This window comes from Streptomyces avidinii (assembly GCF_045161815.1).
Lineage (GTDB): Bacteria > Actinomycetota > Actinomycetes > Streptomycetales > Streptomycetaceae > Streptomyces > Streptomyces avidinii.
This window is the reverse complement of sequence record NZ_CP108863.1, coordinates 274974-290800: the sequence shown is the minus strand read 5'-3', so window position 1 is coordinate 290800 and position 15827 is coordinate 274974. Positions and strand designations below refer to the sequence as shown.

Sequence of the window (15827 nt, the reverse complement as noted above, 5' to 3'; positions counted from 1 at the left end):
CCCCCGGGCCCCGACCGGGCCGGGGCATGCGGCGTCGCACCTCGGATCCGGTGCGGAAGCAGCCGGGCGCTCGCTCCCGCCGATGGTCGGCACCCGCACTCAAACCGGATAGGTCATCCATATCTGTGCTACGGTCACGTCAAGCGGATGACCTATCCGTATTTGGATGCGTGGTGGGAGAGCCATGAAGAAGACAGCTGTCGTGACGGCCGGAACAGCCGGCATCGGCCTGGAGACGGCGTTGGGCCTGGCGGCCGCCGGGTTCGCCGTCACCGTCGTCGGACGCAATACGGAACGGGGCGGCCGGGCCGTCGAACGGATCAACGCCACGGGCCCGACCCATCCGGCCCGCTTCCTCGCGGCCGACCTCGCCTCGCTCGACGAAGTGCGGGCGCTCGCCGAGCGGATCGCCCGAGACCACGCCGCCTCGGGCGAACCGCTGACCGTGCTGGTCAACAACGTCGGGGCGATGTTCCCCGACCGACGGGAACTGGGCGGCGTCGAGGCATCCTTCGTCGTCAACCACCTCTCGCCCTACCTGCTGACCGAGCTGCTGCTGCCCACCCTGACGGCCGGTGCACCGAGCAGGATCGTGAACGTGACCTCCGGGGCGGTCGGTCTCGCGAAGCGGGTGTTCCAGTCCGCGGAGCCGCCAGGTGGCTACTACGGCTTCCACTGGTACGGCCGCGCCAAGCTCGCCCACCTCGCCCACACCCTCGACCTGGCCGATCGGCTGGACGGTACGGGCGTCTCGGTCTTCGCAGCCGACCCCGGTGGAGCCGCGACCGACATGACCAACGGCACCATGGCCGACCCGAAGATCGTCTCTCCCGCGCTGCGGCTGCTGTGGCCGCTGGTACGGCGCAGGTTCGAACGCTCGACCTCGGGTCCGGCGTCCGTGGCGGCCAGGCCCTCGATCCTCGCCGCCACCGACGACGCCCTGACGGGGCGGACCGGCATCGTCATCGGGGCCCGGGCCACCCCTGTGCCCCCCTTCCGCGCGGCGACCGACCCCGGCGTTGCCGCGGCCGTACGCCGCCTCAGCGAGCAGTACGCACCGCTCGCGGTGGCATGACCTGTCACGCGACGTCGAGGGTGCGGGCGAAGGGGCAGCGGGACGGTTCATCCGGATGAGCCATCCGATTAACATGTCCCCATGACGACGACACCACTGCGCAAGGACGCGGCCCGCAACTGGGAGCGGATCGTCGCCGTCGCCCGCACCCTGGTCGACGAAGGCACACCGATGCAGCTCAACGATGTCGCCCGCCGCGCCGGACTCGGGGTGGGCACCGTCTACCGTCACTTCGCCACGCCCGAGGCCCTGCTGGAGACCGTCGCCACCCCGTGCCTGGAAGCCCTCGCCGCGTGCGGCGAGCAGGCGCTGGCCGACTCCGACCCGTGGCGGGCGCTGCAGACCTTCCTGACCCGCACCGCCGAAACGCAGGTCACCGACGCCTCACTGGCCCCGGTCACCGCAGCGGTCGAGGACGCTCTCCCGCGCACCACCGAACTCAAGAGCTCGGTGCGGACGGCCGGCGCCACCCTCCTCGACCGGGCCCGGAGGTCCGGGGCCATCCGCCCCGACCTGGCCCCGGCGGACCTGGTCCCGCTCATGTGCGGGATCGCCTACGCCGCGCAGGTCCACGGGGGCGCTCCGGCCGACCGGATCGACGCTGTGCACCGCTACCTGGCCACCCTGCTCGAAGGCCTGCGCGCCGCGCCATCGCCCACGTAGGACGCTCAGGGGCGGATGCGCCGGTTGCCCTCCGGGCAACCGGCGGCGGCGTCCCGGTCGAACCAGTAGTCGCCCGCCGCGAGGTAGCGGAAGGAGCGGTCACCGGCCTGGGCCGCCAGGGCGCCGGTGGCGGTCCTGGCGCCGTCGGGCCCGTACTCGGACCCACGGGTTCGGGTCTGCCGGTCGCCGGCCGGGACCTCGGCCGGCAGGACGAACCTGACCTCGATCTCGGTCTGATCCTTGAGACGCTTGCGTTCGAGCACGGCGGAACTCCAGTCCGGAACGGGAGACAAGGGGTCGCATCAGCATGGCCCAGAGACGCGCCCCGCGCAGGTCGATCATCCGCCCCGCCATCACCGGGCGTCACCGGCCATGACCCGCCACCGCCGGAAGTCCGCTCAGTCCGCACACCGGATCCTGTACAGGAATCCGTCGACGTCCCAGGACTCGGCCCCACGTGCCACCAACCGGTAGGACTCCTCGAGGAAGTCGCTCACCTGGGTCGAGTCGGTGATCAGCACCGCGGACTCGAAGCCGACCCGGGTGTCCCCCCACAGCTCCATGACCAGGGTTTCACGTCCGCCCGTCCACCGGGGGCGCAGGCTGACATCACCTTCCCCCACCGGGCGATGCACTCCCTCGGCCAGCATGTCCCGCTCGAAGTGCCACCGAATGGGAGGGCAGCCGTCGAGCATGAAGTCGAACCGGACCGCGTAGGGGTCGGATGTGTCGTAGACGGCCCGGGTCTGCACCGGCAGAAGGCTGCCGGCCACGGCCAGGTGCGTCGAGATCGTGTCGGAGAGAGCGGACGGCAAGATGACCTCCACGTGGCAAACAGGTGACCGGCCTCGCGTACCCGTCGAACGCGCCCGGCATTCTGGATCACCCATGTGAATCTTGACCCCGTCAGGTGGTGGGCCCTGGATCGGGGGATCCGCGCCGACTCGCGGGTGGGGTTGCGTTGGCCACTCCGAACGGAATGTGAACGCTGGGAGTGCCCTGCGCCGTGCCGTTCAGGTGGGCGACCTGGTCGTCGAAGAAGATGTGCGGGTCGAGGGCCTTCATGACCGCGGCCTTCTCGATGCCGCCGAGGAAGAAGGCGTCGTTGACCCGTAGGCCCCACTCCTTGAGGCTCAGAAGGGCGCGTTCGTGTGCCGGGGCGTCCCGAGCGGTGACCAGGGATACGCGAAGGCGGGGCCGATACGTCGGATCCGTGCGGCGCCTGTCGTCCTCGAGGCGCTGGACACGGTTGATGCCGGCGAGGAAGTCCCGGAGCGGCCCTGGGTCGTGGGGCGCGGTGGCGTTGCGGACCTCGTAGGCGCGGAACTCGTCGATTCCGCCGCTCTGGTAGATCCGTTCGGCGGTGTCGCTCGCCACCACTCCGTCGAAGTCGAACGCCATGCGGAGTTCGGGGTCGGTCTCGTCGTCGATGCGTGCGGTCCTCAGCACGTGACCCGCCGGCAGCCCGTCCGCGACCGCGTCACGGACATCCGGTCCGTTGGCCGACAGGAACAGCGACATGTTCAGTGCGGGCATGAAGCGGTGCGAGGGGCGCCCTTGCCGAAAGACGGCCCGGCTGATCGGCAGGTCGTACGCCTTGATCGAACGCATGACGCGCAAGCCGGTGTCCGGGTCGTTGCGCGAGAGGATGATGACCTCGACCAGCGGATCGGACTGTTCCGAGAGGTCGTTCAGCGACAGCAGGCGCCTGACGAAGGGGAAGGCGACCCCTTTGCCCAGGACGTGATCCGCATGAGTCGCCTGGTAGGTCCGGTAGGCGTCCTCTCCTTCCTCCCGGAACACCGTGTCGCAGTCGGTGAGATCGAACAGGGCGCTGGAGGCGATCCCGACGACCAGACGGTGGGACAGGTCGTACCTCATGACGCCCCCGGTTGGCACAGGTGCACGGTTGGGATGCTTATCTCCCTCCGGCCGGCAGCGAAAACGTGCCCGGACGCGAGGTCGGTCGGAGCCGTCGGGCTGCGCCGGATCCATTGACAGAAGTTGAACACAGCATGAGGCTGAGAGCGCTCTCAGGTGTCAATGCGTCAATACGCCACTGCGTGGCGCGTGGGAGCACCGCACCTGCCCCCACCCTCAGGTGCCCCCCACAAGGAGGAAGAACGTGTTCCGCTTATCGAAGGTGCTTGTGTCCGGCATCTCGGCGATGGCCGTCGCCGCCGGACTGATGGTCTTCGGCCTGTCACCGTCCGCAGAGGCCGTACCGGCGACCATCCCCCTCACGATCAAGAACAACTCGGGCCGCAGCGAGCCGGTGTACGTCTACAACCTGGGCACCCTGCTGACCACCGGCCAGCAGGGCTGGGCCGACGCCAACGGCACTTTCCACCCTTGGCCCGTGGGAGGCAATCCCCCCACGCCCGCGCCCGACGCATCGATCACGGGTCCGGCCAACGGGCAGACCAAGACGATCCGGATGCCCAAGTTCTCCGGGCGGGTCTACTTCTCCATCGGCCAGAAGATCGTCTTCAAACTCAGCACCGGCGGCCTGGTGCAGCCTGCCGTGCAGAACCCATCCGACCCGAACCGCAACATCCTGTTCAACTGGTCCGAGTACACCCTCAACGACGCCGGCCTCTGGATCAACAGCACCCAGGTCGACATGTTCTCCGCTCCGTACGCGGTGGGCGTCAAAGCAGCCAACGGCACGGTCAGCAATACGGGCCGGCTGAAGCCGGGCGGCTACAACGCCGTCTTCGGCCAGCTGCGTTCGGCCGGCTGGGGCGGATTGATCCAGAACCGCCCCGACGGCACGCCGCTGCGCGCGCTCTCGCCCGGTCACGGCATCGAGGCGGGCGGCATATCGGCCGGTGTCATGAACGACTACATCAACCGGGTCTGGAACAAATACGGCTCCGGCTCCTCCACCCTCACCGTGACGCCGTTCGCGAACCAGCCGAACACCAAGTACTACGGCCGGGTCTCGGGCAACGTCATGAACTTCACCAACGGCTCGGGAGCGGTGGTCACGAGCTTCCAGAAGCCGGACTCCGACAGCGTGTTCGGCTGCTACAAGCTCCTGGACGCCCCCAACGACCAGGTTCGCGGCCCGATCTCCCGCACCCTGTGCGCGGGCTTCAACCGGTCGACGCTTCTGACCAATCCCAACCAACCCGATCCGAACAACGCCAACTTCTACCGTGACGCCGTCACCAACCACTACTCCCGGATCATCCACGGACAGATGGCCGACGGTAAGGCGTACGGCTTCGCCTTCGACGACGTGGGCGCCCATGAGTCGCTGGTCCACGACGGCAACCCGCAGGAAGCCTTCATGACCCTCGAACCCTTCAACTAGAAGCCGATCGGCGGTCCGGTCGGACCGTCGACCGACACGCAGTCGGCGCGATCACCGGCAGGTGATCGCGCCACCGCCTGGACGTTCCGGACAGGTCGCAACGGTTGCGCCGGCCCGCTGCGCGCATGCCGGGCGGGGCTCCTGATCGCGCGCATCTTCATCCGGTGGGCAGGATGACTGCTCAGTGGGAGGCGTCTGAGCGATCTCCGTTGCCGAACCACCACTCGACCCCGTCGCCCCCCGCGGCCCAGGCGTTCATGACCCGCTCGATCGCGGGCGTGCCCACCGCGCGTGCGACCGTGACGACGACGAAGCGCAGGTTGGGCGGAGCTTCGGCCAGGCCTCCGAGATCGCTGACCGATTCACTGAGTTCAACGAAGGACTCGGTGCTCAAGCGCCCCGCGACGGCGGCCTGGATGCACAGATTCTCGCCCCGCTCGACCACCTCGAACTGCCCGTCATCGGCAACTCGCAGCACGTCACCCGCCGCGCAGCCGAGCACCGGGCCCGGACTTCCCGCCAGTTCGAACAGGTCGGGCTCCACCCGGCGGGCCGGCAGTACCTCGTGCACAGGCTCCCCGGACGCGGCGTGACCGGCCAAGAGTCGTATGTGGGTACCAGCCGGAGGACCAGGCGGAGGCTGAGGGCCGAGCGTCATGCGGGTGATCGTGTCACACGCCTGCTGCCACGCCGTTCGCCGGTCGATGACCACTTTCCGTGCCCGTCCGGTCACCCTTCCCGGTTCGCCTTGGGCAGGGCCCCGGAGGCGGCGTAATCTGGCCGAACCGCCATAGAACGCGCGTACCAGGGACACGGTGCGCGCGCCGTGTACCCCGCCGCGCACGATCCAGGGAGGCGGCGCGTGACCGATCCGTTCGGCTTCCTCAGGATCCCCCGCGAGGCCGTGCCCGCCCGCCCCGTCGAGGAGAGACTCGGCGACTGGCGCGAGGTCCACGCGGGCCGGACGTTGCTGCCCCTCGTCTCCCGGCAGGCCGACCGCTGCATGGACTGCGGCATCCCGTTCTGCCACACCGGCTGCCCGCTGGGAAACCTCGTACCCGAGTGGAACGCGTACGCCGCCCACGGCGACTGGCGTGCCGCGTACGAGCGGCTCCACGCGACCAACAACTTCCCGGAGGTCACCGGCAGGCTCTGCCCGGCCCCCTGCGAGGACGCCTGTGTCCTCGCGATCAACGCAGACCCGGTGACCATCAAGAACGTCGAGCAGGCCATCGCGGACGAGGGTCTGAGACGCGGCTACATGACGCCCAGGGCCCCGGAGAGGCACAGCGGCAAGACGGTGGCCGTCATAGGCTCCGGCCCGGCCGGACTGGCCGCAGCGCAGCAGCTGACCCGCGCCGGGCACCGCGTCACCGTGCACGAGCGCGCCGACCGGATCGGCGGACTGCTGCGCTACGGCATCCCCGAGTTCAAGATGGAGAAGGCGCACCTGGACCGCCGGATCGAGCAGATGCGGGCCGAGGGCACGGTGTTCGCCACGGGCGAGGACATCGGCGGTGCGACCGGCGCCGGAGCGGACGAGTTGCGGAGCGGGTGCGACGCCGTCGTCGTCGCGATCGGGGCGGGCGAGCGCCGGGAGCTGCCGGTCCCCGGCCGTTCGCTGCACGGTATCCACCAGGCCATTGACTACCTGACCTGCGCCAACCGGGTGCGGGAGGGCGACTACCCGGTATCCCCCCTCACCGCCGAGGGCAGGCACGTGGTCATCGTGGGCGGCGGGGACACCGGCTCCGACTGCCTCGGGACGGCCTTGCGGCAGGGCGCGACCTCCGTGCTCCAGCTCGACATCAATCCTGAGCCCGGAGCGGGCCGGACCGACGACGAGCCGTGGCCGGTGTACCCGCGGACGTACCGGATATCCCACGCCCACGAGGAGGCCCGCGGGCGTGCGGGCAGGGACCCCCGGCTGTTCGCCTGCGCCACCCTGCGCTTCGAGGGGGACGAAGAGGGCCGGGTACGGGCGCTGCACCTGACCGCCGTCGAGCCGGTGGCCCGCAGCCCGCTGGCCGGCACCGAGCAGGTCATACCGGTCGGCCTGGTCCTGTTGGCCCTCGGCTTCTCGGGCCCCGAGCGGGCCGGCGGCCTGCGCGGGCAACTGGGACTGGACCTCGACGAGCGCGGTAACTTCGCGCGGGACGCCGGCTTCGCGGCGGAAGGCGGTCGGGCGCCGGGCGTGTTCGTCGCGGGCGACGCGGGCAGGGGGCAGTCCCTGGTGGTGTGGGCCATCGCCGAAGGCCGCGCGGCGGCCGCAGCGGTGGACCGCTACCTGACCGGCTCCACCTGCCTCCCGGCCCCGGTCGCCGCCCATGACCGGCCGATGACGGCCTTGGGGCGCATGCGCTACGGGCTCTGAGGAGCCGGGTCGCCGCCATGCGGTGGTGGTCGTCCATGTGCGCCATCAGCGGCGCTGTGGTGCTCGCGGGTCAGTGGTGCTCGCGTCCGGGCCGGCGCCTTTCGCGCGGGGACCCGCTGTCGTCGCCGGGCCGGTCCAAGCGGCTGGCCTCGTCCGTGTCCGCCCGGCGAACGGTCGGTTCGTCCTTGCCGGGCGCCGTGGAGCGGGGCGCGACGTGGGGTGTCCTGCGTCGGCTCTGCTCGTCGTCGTGGTCGTGGAGCGGGGCGCCTCCGGCGCCTCCCTGGTCTTCCATGGCGGATCCTCCCTGTACGTCGGCATCCCCCAGTCGGCGCGTGCCCGGAGCTCAGCGCCGGAAACCCGCCGGCACGGGGGAAAACGGTGGAAACGGATGGCACCCGGGTGGGTTCCGCCAGGCCGTCTCTTTCGGATCTTGTCGGCCGAGTCCGCGGCGTCCGGTGCCGTGCCCGGCAAGGCGGAGGTGCGCCCGTGTACTGGACGTACTCGGGCGCGCACCGACAACGCAGCCGGGTGCGGTGCCGGACGCCGCGGGCCCGGCAAGATCCGGAAGAGACGGCCCAGGCCCGGCTACGACACCGCGCGGATGACGTCTCCCGTCCCGCCGGGCTCCGTCCGGTCGCCGTACGCGATGTGCCCGCCGAGAGCCCCGGTGACCGCCGCCGCGCCCAACCCGGCCAGCGACCACATGCGGCCCCGCGCGCCCCGGCCCCGCAGCCGGTCGGACAGTGAGACCGCGTAGCAGCCGACGGCGGCCACGTTGGCCAGCACGTGGGCGACACCCACCCGGGCCTGCCGCGGCGGCAGCTCCGCCCAGTCCGCCCAGCCTGCCGCTGCCGCCGGAGCGACACCGGCGAGGCCGACCGCGGTCAGGACCGTGGCGTACCGGTGTGCTCCGGGCACGGTGTCCAGCACGGCGGCCGACAGCCAGCACCCCATCGGCACCTCCACCAGCATGGGATGTGCGGGGTGCCCCAGCGGCCCGCCACGCAGCAGATCGCGCAGGGCACCCAGGGGAAGGGCGCGGATGCCCCGCTGGAGGGCCCGGATCGCCGGATCCACCGCCGTCGACTCCTCGAGGGCGGCCACGGCGCCGAGCCAGCGTTCCGAGGCCCTGTCCAGGGCAGAGACCTGCCCGGAGTGCGGCGTCCTGTCGTCGATGTGTGTGTTCATGTAGGGCGCCTACCCCGTGGTGGCCGACCATTCCTCGTGCCGCGCTCGGGATTCCGGGCCCGGTGACAGGTGGGCGTACGGTGCCCGGTTTGGACACCGCCACGACGGAAAGCCGCCGGGGGAGGGCATCCAGAGGGCTTCCGGAGGGCCTGGACGGCGAAGGAAGGACCGTCGAGATGGTCGAGGGACGTGCCGCCGTACGGCAGCTGCTGAGTGAGTACGGGCGTACTCACGCCGATGAAGCCGGCATTCGGCTGCGGAACACACCGGCCCCGCTCTACCAATTGCTGACCCTCTGCGTGTTGTTCTCCGTTCGGATCAAGGCGGAGATCGCGGTGGTCGCCGCCCGCGAACTCTTCGCAGCCGGACTCCGCACGCCACGGGCGATGGCGGCCTCCTCCTGGCAGGAACGGGTGGACGCCCTCGGCCGGGCCCACTACCGCCGGTACGACGAGAGCACGGCCACCGCGCTGGGATCCGGGTCCGAGTTCGTGCTCGACCGCTACCGCGGAGACCTGCGACGGCTGCGCGAGGCGGCCGACGGGGACCCGGTCCGCGTCCGGGAGCTGCTGCAGGAGGTCGACCGGATCGGGCCGGTGGGAGCGGACATCTTCTGCCGCGAGGCCCAAGGCATATGGCCCGAACTGCTTCCGTCGTTCGACCGCCGTGCTCGCCATGCTGCCGCCGCGCTCGGTCTGCCGACCACGGCCGAGGGGCTGGCACGTCTCGTCGACACCGAGGACCTACCGGTGCTGGCGGCTGCCCTGGTCCGGTACGAACTCCACCGGGCGCCCTCCCGTGCGGGTGCGAAGCGGCACGTGTGATCGCCGTAGGCTGGCCCGGTTGTTTCTGCTCGTTGCTGATCGGAGCTGCCGTCATGCTGACCGCCCTGACGGGTGTTTTCGGGGATCGCGCGGACGCTGTGAGCGTCGCGGGTCGTACCGCCTCCTACGAGGAACTTCTGGGCGCAGCCGGGGCCGTGGCCGCCGACCTTGCCGCCCTCGGCCCGGTGCGGGCGTTCGCGGTGACCGCTACCGCCTCGCTCGAGACCGTCGCCGCGGTGGTCGGGGGACTGCTTGCCGGGGTGCCGTGCGTGCCGCTGCCTCCCGATGCCGGGCCCGCCGAACGTGATCACATCCTGCGTGATTCCGGCGCCCGTCCCATCGAGGTGGACTTCGCCCGCCGGGCACCCGCCCCATCGGCCGCACCCACCGTGCCGACGGCAGGACCTGAGGATCCCGCGCTGATCCTCTACACGTCCGGGACCACCGGCGCCCCCAAGGGGGTGGTCCTCAGCACCGCCGCGATCACCGCCGACCTCGATGCGCTCGCCGACGCCTGGGAGTGGAGCGCGCAGGACACGCTCGTCCACGGGCTGCCGCTGTTCCATGTCCACGGCCTGGTCCTGGGCGTTCTGGGGGCGTTGCGGACCGGGAGCCGCCTGGTCCATACGGGCCGACCGACGCCGGAGGCGTACGCGGAGGCTGCGACCGCCGGCGGAAGTCTGTTCTTCGGGGTGCCGACGGTGTGGTCGCGTATCGCCGCCGCTCCGCAGGAGGCGGCCGCGTTGTCGAGCGCCCGGCTGTTGGTGTCGGGGAGCGCGGCCCTGCCCACCCCCGTCTTCCGTGACCTGGAACGGCTGACCGGGCACCGGCCCGTGGAGCGGTACGGGATGACGGAGACCCTGATCACTGTGAGCGGGCGGGCGGGCGGTGAGGTCCGCCCCGGCGCGGTCGGCACCCCGCTCACGGGAATCCGTACGCGTATCGCCGCCGAGCCGGGCGCCGAGATCGGTGAGCTCCAGCTGGTGGGACCGACGCTGTTCTCGGGGTACTTGGGCCGGCCGGAGGCCACAGCTGCCGCCTTCACGGAGGACGGGTGGTTCCGTACGGGTGACATCGCGGCCGTCGACGGGGACGGTGTGCACCGGATCGTGGGTCGCGCGTCCACCGACATGATCAAGTCGGGTGGGTACCGGATCGGGGCGGGTGAGATCGAGAACGCGCTGCTGGACCATCCGCGGGTGAGGGAGGCGGCGGTGATCGGTGTACCGGATGCCGACCTGGGGGAGCGGATCGTCGCGTTCGTCGTCGCCGACGGGGTCACGGGCGCCGAGTTGACCGATTTCGTCGCCACGCATCTGTCGGTGCACAAGCGGCCGCGTGAGGTTCGTTTCATTGCTGCCGTTCCGCGCAATGCGATGGGCAAACCGCAGAAGCGGCTCCTGCTGGCCGGGGAGTGACAGGGGCCACCGGCGGGCAGGGCATGCGCGGAACCTCGGTGGGGCAGGGGAGAACCATGACTGCTTCCGCTTCCACACCCGCCGCCGACGATCCGGCGCACTACACAGGGCTCGACACCGATGAGGCGAAGCGCCGGGCCCTGGCGCGCGGCTGGACGACGGTGCGTACGGTCAGGCCCGGCACGATGCTCACCATGGAATACCTCGAAGGCAGGCTGAACTTCGAGGTCGAGGACGGCAGGGTGCAAAGGGCCTGGAGCGGCTGACCCCGAGCGGTCGGCTGCCGTACGCCGATCCGCCCCGTGGCGAGTGGCGAGTGGCACTGTGTCCGGTTCCGTGCCCTCCGCCCGGGCACGGCCTGTGCCACGTCGGCCGTCGGCGCCAGGGTTGGCATCCCGGATCCGCAGCCCTTTTCCCCGGGGCGGGGAGAACGGTGCAAGATCTCCGTTGTCGTCACGGGAGGTGCTTGCCGTGCCCGCCGTTCCTGCCTTTCCAGCCCTTCCCTTTCCCCAGTCGCACTCCGCTCCGTCCCCGTGCCCCTCCGCGTCCCCGTTGCACCTGCTGACGGCCGTGAACGCCCGTAAGGGAGCGGGCAGTAGCCCCACGGGAGTCATCGGCCGGCGCCTCGCCCGGCGCCTGCTCGCGGCCGGTGACCGCGTCCGCGTCCTCGCCGAACCCGAGCAGGCGGTGGACTGGCCGACGGGCACCGAGGTGGTCGAGGGCTCCGTCACCCGGCCCGCCGAGCGGGCCGAGGCCTTCGCCGGCACGGACACCCTCTTCCTCGCCGGCGCGGTACCGGCCACGGTCCACGAGGTCCTGGGCCTCGCTCGCGCCGCCGGTACGCGGCGGATCGTCACCCTCTCGTCGCACGGGCCCGAGTACGAGGAGGCCTACCCGCGGGAGACGTGGTTCTGGTTGGCCGTCGAACGGGCCGTCGAGGCGGCGGGGATGGAGTGGACGCACATCAGGCCGTCTGCGGTGATGGGCGCGGTCCTGGAAGGCACCTATCCGGCCACGGGATCGGACTGGCCCGAGACCGTGCGCCGCGAGGGGACGGTCCGCGAGGCGTTCCTCAAGGACGGCCACTACCCGTTCGTCCACGAGGAGGACCTGGCCGCCGTGGCCGCAACGGCGCTCCGTACCGCCGACCACGTGGGTACGGTCCTGGAGGCGCTCGGGCCGCGGCTCTCCACCCGCGACCGCCTGGAGAGCATCGCCCGGGCCACCGGCCGCCCGATCACCGCCGTCGACCTCACCCCGGAAGCCGGCCGTGAGGCCTGGCACGAACAGGGCTGGCCCGACGACGGCATCGAGGTCACCCTCTTCGCCCTTCGCGAGTACGCCCTCCACCTCGACGAACTCACGCAATGGACGCTCGACCAGCGCCCCGCCCTCGCCGATCTGACGGGTCGCCCTCCCCGCACCTTCGACGACTGGGCCGAGGAACACGTCCACATCTTCCGCTGAGCGCACGCCCCGTACCCCGGCACACCCCCGCTCCGAGCATGACGGAGGCGGTGTCGACGGCGCCGTCGCCGGTCGTGCCGGGGTGGGCCAGGAAGGCATCGTCCCAGGACGTGGTTCAAAACCGGGTTCTGAAGGCGCCGGATGCCCGGCCCGCGCAGCCCGGGCATCTGCGGGGAGGACGGCTGTGGCGATGGCGGTGCGCCACCTGCCGTTCGGCCTCGGCCCCGTGATGCTCAGACCGCCGCCGCCGTTCCTTCCGCAGGGCTGACCGCCGGCTGCCGGGCCGCCCGGGCGGGCCGCCGATATCCTGGGACCGAGATCGGGGGCTTTCCTCATACGGAAGGCAGCACAATGCGGCGTCGATACCTCATGCTCCTCGCAGCCCCGCTCCTCGCCTCCTCGGTGGCCCTCGCTCCCCTCCACGTGGCGCAGGCCGGAACCGCCGGGACGAGCGGGGTCAAACAGGCGGTGAAGGTCACCAAGGTCGAAGTGGTCACCCTGCTGAAGTCGGGGGAGACCGTCGAGTGCAACGGCACTCCTGTGGCCATGGCCTTCGACGGCAAGGTGACGGCGACCGGGCCGGGCACGGTCCGCTACCACTGGACGGTGAACGCCAGCCGCGCCCGGGTCTCCCCGGGATCCTTCGCCTTCGGCACGGGCACCTCCACCAAGGTCGTCCTTCAGGTCGTGGACATGCCGGCGCCCAGGAACGCCAAGGCGGTGACCGGGTACGTCACGCTCCACCTGCCGGACCAAAAGAAGAGTGTCCGCAGCGAGCAGGTGACGTTCCCCTGCAAGAAGTGAGCCCTGCTTCTTCTTGCTCTTCAGCAACCGCTTCACCGACAGCGCCATCGACCAGATCAACGAACTCGGCCGCCAGGAGAACCACGCCCTCGACCGCGCCCTGGCCGCCCTCTCCGTCGACCCCACCATGGGCCGGCCCATCCCCGGCTCACCCCCCCAGCTCCACGGCTACGACGACGACCGCGACGAGGCCACCGTTTCAAGCCGGGCCGGGAGGACCCCCGGCCCGGCCAGGAGCACGGCGGAAGGAGGCCCCGCAGCAGCTGCCCCTCGTAGAGGAGGCCACGGGCAAGCAGGCACTATTCCTCCAGGTTCGCGCGGCCGGCGCCGCGCACGGGGCGGAGCGCTGGCCCGGTGGTGGGGTCAGGTGTTGATGAAGGCGAGGAGGTCTGCGTTGAAGGCCTCCTTGAAGTCCCCGGCGAGGCCGTGCGGGGCGCCGGGGTAGACGCGCAGGGTGGCGTTCTTCAGGAGTTCGGCCGAGCGCAGGGCGGCGGCGCCGATGGGGACGATCTGGTCGTCGTCGCCGTGGGCGACCAGAACAGGAATGTCGATCTTCTTGAGGTCCTCGGTGAAGTCGGTCTCGGAGAACTGGGCGATGCAGTCGTAGGCGGCCTTGAGGCCGGCTTGCATGCTCAGGCGCCAGAAGTCGCGGCGGATGCCCTCCGAGACGGTGTTGCCGTCGCGGTTGGCGCCGTAGAAGGGCACCGCGAGGTCGGCGTAGAACTGGGCGCGGTCGGATTCGACGCCGTCGCGGATGGCGTCGAAGACCTCGCGGGGCAGGCCGCCGGGGTTGGCGTCGGTCCGGAGCATCAGCGGGGGAACAGCGCCGAGCAGGACGGCCTTGCTCACCCGGCCGGTGCCGTGCCGGCCCAGGTACCGGGTGACCTCGCCGCCGCCCGTGGAGTGGCCGACCAGTACGACGTCGTGCAGATCGAGGTGCTCCAGGAGCTGGGCAAGGTCGTCGGCGTAAGTGTCCATGTGGTGGCCGGTCCAGCCGTTGCCGGAGCGGCCGTGGCCGCGCCGGTCGTGCGCGATGGCGCGGAAGCCGTTCTCGCCGACCAGGCGCATCTGGTCGGCCCAGGCCTCGCCGGACAGCGGCCAGCCGTGGCTGAACACCACGGGCCGGCCGGTGCCCCAGTCGATGTAGTGGATCTCGGTGCCGTCGGTAGTGGTGAATGTGCTCATCGGCTCTTCCTTCGCAGAGTGGGGCGCCCGTCCGGCGGTCGTGGACAGGGCGAGAGAGGTGGCAGCACAGGCGGTGCCGGGCGGCCTAGAGGGAGCGGTGGGCGAATGCCAGTGCGGTGTCGGCGACTTCGCGCCAGCCGGCGTCGATGGTGAGGCAATGGCCGCGGCCGGGGATCGCGACGTTCTCGGTGTCTACCTTGGCCTCGGTCCACGGGTTGATGTTCGCGCTGCCCGCTTGGAAAATCGGCTTTCCCACGCCGGGCAGGCAGTACGCGCTGTTCAGCTCGTGCGCCTCGGCCTCGGGAACGACGTCGGCGAAGGCGTACCGGAACTGGTCGAAGGCGAGCGGGACTGCTGGTGGGCGTTGGCCGGGTTGCCGAGGACCGGAGCTGAGGACCGCAGCGCCGCGAACGGCAACGGAGGCACCCTGCGGAAGGAGCCGGGCTGATTGCCGCGGTCGCATCAGCCAGCCCCCCGTCCGGCCAGGATCTGCACCAGCGGCCCGCCGAAGGAGCGACCGGCCAGGGCCGGTGGAGGGGTCCAGCCGGCCGATGAGGTCGGCGATCTGTCGCACACTCTCGCCCGGCGAACACCTCGGGATGGGCCTGTGCCTCCTCGGCATTGGCGTGGGCGATCTGCTCCGGATCGTGAGTGAAGGTCATGGCCCGAACGCCAGGGAGCCGATGACTGCCAGGGCATCAGTCGGATGACTGCCCGGCAGCAGGACCCGGACGCCTCACGGCGGGCCAGGACGCCGGCTGGTGGTCCGCGCCCCGGCGCAGGTCCTCGGGGAGCGCCCCGTAGGCACATCGGAACGGCCGGTACCGGCGGCCGCCGCGGGTGTCGGCGGGCAGGATGTGGGCCCGCCGGGGGCGGTGCACTGTGTGCGGATCAGCGGGCGATCGAGATCGCGAAGGGCGTGAATCCGCTGGACCGAATCACGTGCGGTACGAACAGTATCGCGGCCTCCGTGGCGCGGGCGGTCTGGATCCCGCCGAGATCAGTGATCCACTCCTTGCGCCAGCCGAGATCGACGAGCAGGTCACGGACGGTCTGCTTGGCCTGCGGTTCCTCGCCGGAGAGGAAGGCATCGGGCGCCTGGGTGAGCGTGGCCGGCGCGGTCATCACCGGGAAGAGCATGGTGTTGAGTGTCTTGACGACGCGCGTTTCGGGGAGCGCTTCCTGGAGTTGCTCGGCGAGGCTTGAGCCGGGGTAGATCAGGTCGGCGGGCAGCCCGTCCGGTCCGTCGACGGTGGCGTTGGAGACGTCGACGAGGATCTTGTCGCGCAGTTCCTCGCGCAGTGCGACGAGCCGTTCCAGCGAGCCGGCGCCCGGGGTGGCGTTGATGACGATCTGGGCCGTCCGGGCAGCGTCGGCGGCGGAGCCCGGCGAGCGGTCCGCCACGGTCACCTTGTGCCCTGCCCGGATGAGGGCTGTGGCCAGGTTGCCGCCGACTCGGCCGTTTCCGAGAACTGCGATCGTGGTCATGATGATCTGGTCCTTCCGTGCG

General features: G+C 71.0%; 18 protein-coding genes. 9 read left to right on the top strand and 9 right to left on the bottom strand.

Annotation, left to right across the window (positions count from 1 at the left end; translation table 11 throughout):
• The first annotated feature begins 184 nt into the window (after window positions 1–184).
• Both OG373_RS01395 and OG373_RS01390 read left to right on the top strand, forming a co-directional pair.
• Entirely contained in the window at window positions 185–1075 is an 891-nt protein-coding gene (locus OG373_RS01395) for an SDR family NAD(P)-dependent oxidoreductase (RefSeq protein WP_397730347.1), read from the top strand.
• A gap of 81 nt (window positions 1076–1156) precedes the next feature.
• A complete protein-coding gene (locus OG373_RS01390) occupies window positions 1157–1738 on the top strand; it encodes a TetR/AcrR family transcriptional regulator (RefSeq protein ID WP_405435270.1) in 582 nt (193 codons plus the stop codon).
• Window positions 1739–1743: 5 nt separating this feature from the next.
• Here the strand turns inward: OG373_RS01390 and OG373_RS01385 are convergent, their stop codons facing one another.
• From OG373_RS01385 to OG373_RS01375, 3 genes are all read right to left on the bottom strand, one after another.
• Complete coding sequence (locus OG373_RS01385) at window positions 1744–2001, bottom strand: hypothetical protein (RefSeq protein WP_405435269.1); 258 nt, start codon at window positions 1999–2001, stop codon at window positions 1744–1746.
• A gap of 135 nt (window positions 2002–2136) precedes the next feature.
• Window positions 2137–2553: an SsgA family sporulation/cell division regulator gene (locus tag OG373_RS01380; protein WP_405435268.1), complete on the bottom strand. Its 417-nt coding sequence runs from the start codon at window positions 2551–2553 to the stop codon at window positions 2137–2139.
• Window positions 2554–2644: 91 nt separating this feature from the next.
• Window positions 2645–3619, bottom strand: a complete 975-nt coding sequence (locus tag OG373_RS01375) for a 5'-nucleotidase (RefSeq protein WP_405435267.1) — start codon at window positions 3617–3619, stop codon at window positions 2645–2647.
• A gap of 286 nt (window positions 3620–3905) precedes the next feature.
• Between OG373_RS01375 and OG373_RS01370 the strand changes: the two genes are divergently transcribed.
• Window positions 3906–5057 carry a glycoside hydrolase family 64 protein gene (locus OG373_RS01370; RefSeq protein WP_405443895.1) on the top strand — a complete coding sequence of 384 codons (1152 nt, stop codon included), beginning with the start codon at window positions 3906–3908 and terminating at the stop codon, window positions 5055–5057.
• Between the two features lie 181 nt (window positions 5058–5238).
• On the opposite strand, the gene OG373_RS01365 is transcribed toward OG373_RS01370, so the two are convergent.
• Window positions 5239–5628, bottom strand: a complete 390-nt coding sequence (locus OG373_RS01365) for a DUF4265 domain-containing protein (RefSeq protein WP_405435266.1) — start codon at window positions 5626–5628, stop codon at window positions 5239–5241.
• A 291-nt stretch (window positions 5629–5919) separates the two neighbouring features.
• Here OG373_RS01365 and OG373_RS01360 point away from each other — a divergent pair, with 291 nt between their 5' ends.
• Window positions 5920–7431 (top strand): glutamate synthase subunit beta, encoded by a 1512-nt coding sequence (locus tag OG373_RS01360; RefSeq protein ID WP_405435265.1) that lies wholly within the window; start codon window positions 5920–5922, stop codon window positions 7429–7431.
• 70 nt (window positions 7432–7501) lie between these two features.
• On the opposite strand, the gene OG373_RS01355 is transcribed toward OG373_RS01360, so the two are convergent.
• A complete protein-coding gene (locus tag OG373_RS01355) occupies window positions 7502–7723 on the bottom strand; it encodes a hypothetical protein (protein WP_405435264.1) in 222 nt (73 codons plus the stop codon).
• Window positions 7724–8016: 293 nt separating this feature from the next.
• Window positions 8017–8619: a DUF2231 domain-containing protein gene (locus OG373_RS01350; protein ID WP_405435263.1), complete on the bottom strand. Its 603-nt coding sequence runs from the start codon at window positions 8617–8619 to the stop codon at window positions 8017–8019.
• 176 nt (window positions 8620–8795) lie between these two features.
• Here OG373_RS01350 and OG373_RS01345 point away from each other — a divergent pair, with 176 nt between their 5' ends.
• From OG373_RS01345 to OG373_RS01325, 5 genes are all read left to right on the top strand, one after another.
• Window positions 8796–9443 (top strand): endonuclease, encoded by a 648-nt coding sequence (locus tag OG373_RS01345; protein WP_405435262.1) that lies wholly within the window; start codon window positions 8796–8798, stop codon window positions 9441–9443.
• Between the two features lie 53 nt (window positions 9444–9496).
• The gene (locus OG373_RS01340) at window positions 9497–10861 is read left to right on the top strand and encodes an AMP-binding protein (RefSeq protein WP_405435261.1); all 1365 of its coding nucleotides are present in this window, start codon (window positions 9497–9499) and stop codon (window positions 10859–10861) included.
• 56 nt (window positions 10862–10917) lie between these two features.
• Window positions 10918–11127, top strand: a complete 210-nt coding sequence (locus OG373_RS01335) for an I78 family peptidase inhibitor (RefSeq protein ID WP_397730364.1) — start codon at window positions 10918–10920, stop codon at window positions 11125–11127.
• Between the two features lie 304 nt (window positions 11128–11431).
• Window positions 11432–12328 (top strand): NAD(P)H-binding protein, encoded by an 897-nt coding sequence (locus OG373_RS01330; protein WP_405435260.1) that lies wholly within the window; start codon window positions 11432–11434, stop codon window positions 12326–12328.
• Between the two features lie 351 nt (window positions 12329–12679).
• Window positions 12680–13132 carry a hypothetical protein gene (locus OG373_RS01325; RefSeq protein ID WP_405435259.1) on the top strand — a complete coding sequence of 151 codons (453 nt, stop codon included), beginning with the start codon at window positions 12680–12682 and terminating at the stop codon, window positions 13130–13132.
• A 363-nt stretch (window positions 13133–13495) separates the two neighbouring features.
• Here the strand turns inward: OG373_RS01325 and OG373_RS01320 are convergent, their stop codons facing one another.
• From OG373_RS01320 to OG373_RS01310, 3 genes are all read right to left on the bottom strand, one after another.
• Window positions 13496–14317, bottom strand: a complete 822-nt coding sequence (locus OG373_RS01320; protein WP_405435258.1) for an alpha/beta fold hydrolase — start codon at window positions 14315–14317, stop codon at window positions 13496–13498.
• An 85-nt stretch (window positions 14318–14402) separates the two neighbouring features.
• Window positions 14403–14573 (bottom strand): hypothetical protein, encoded by a 171-nt coding sequence (locus OG373_RS01315; protein ID WP_405435257.1) that lies wholly within the window; start codon window positions 14571–14573, stop codon window positions 14403–14405.
• Window positions 14574–15208: 635 nt separating this feature from the next.
• Complete coding sequence (locus OG373_RS01310) at window positions 15209–15805, bottom strand: NADPH-dependent F420 reductase (RefSeq protein ID WP_405435256.1); 597 nt, start codon at window positions 15803–15805, stop codon at window positions 15209–15211.
• Window positions 15806–15827: the final 22 nt, after the last annotated feature.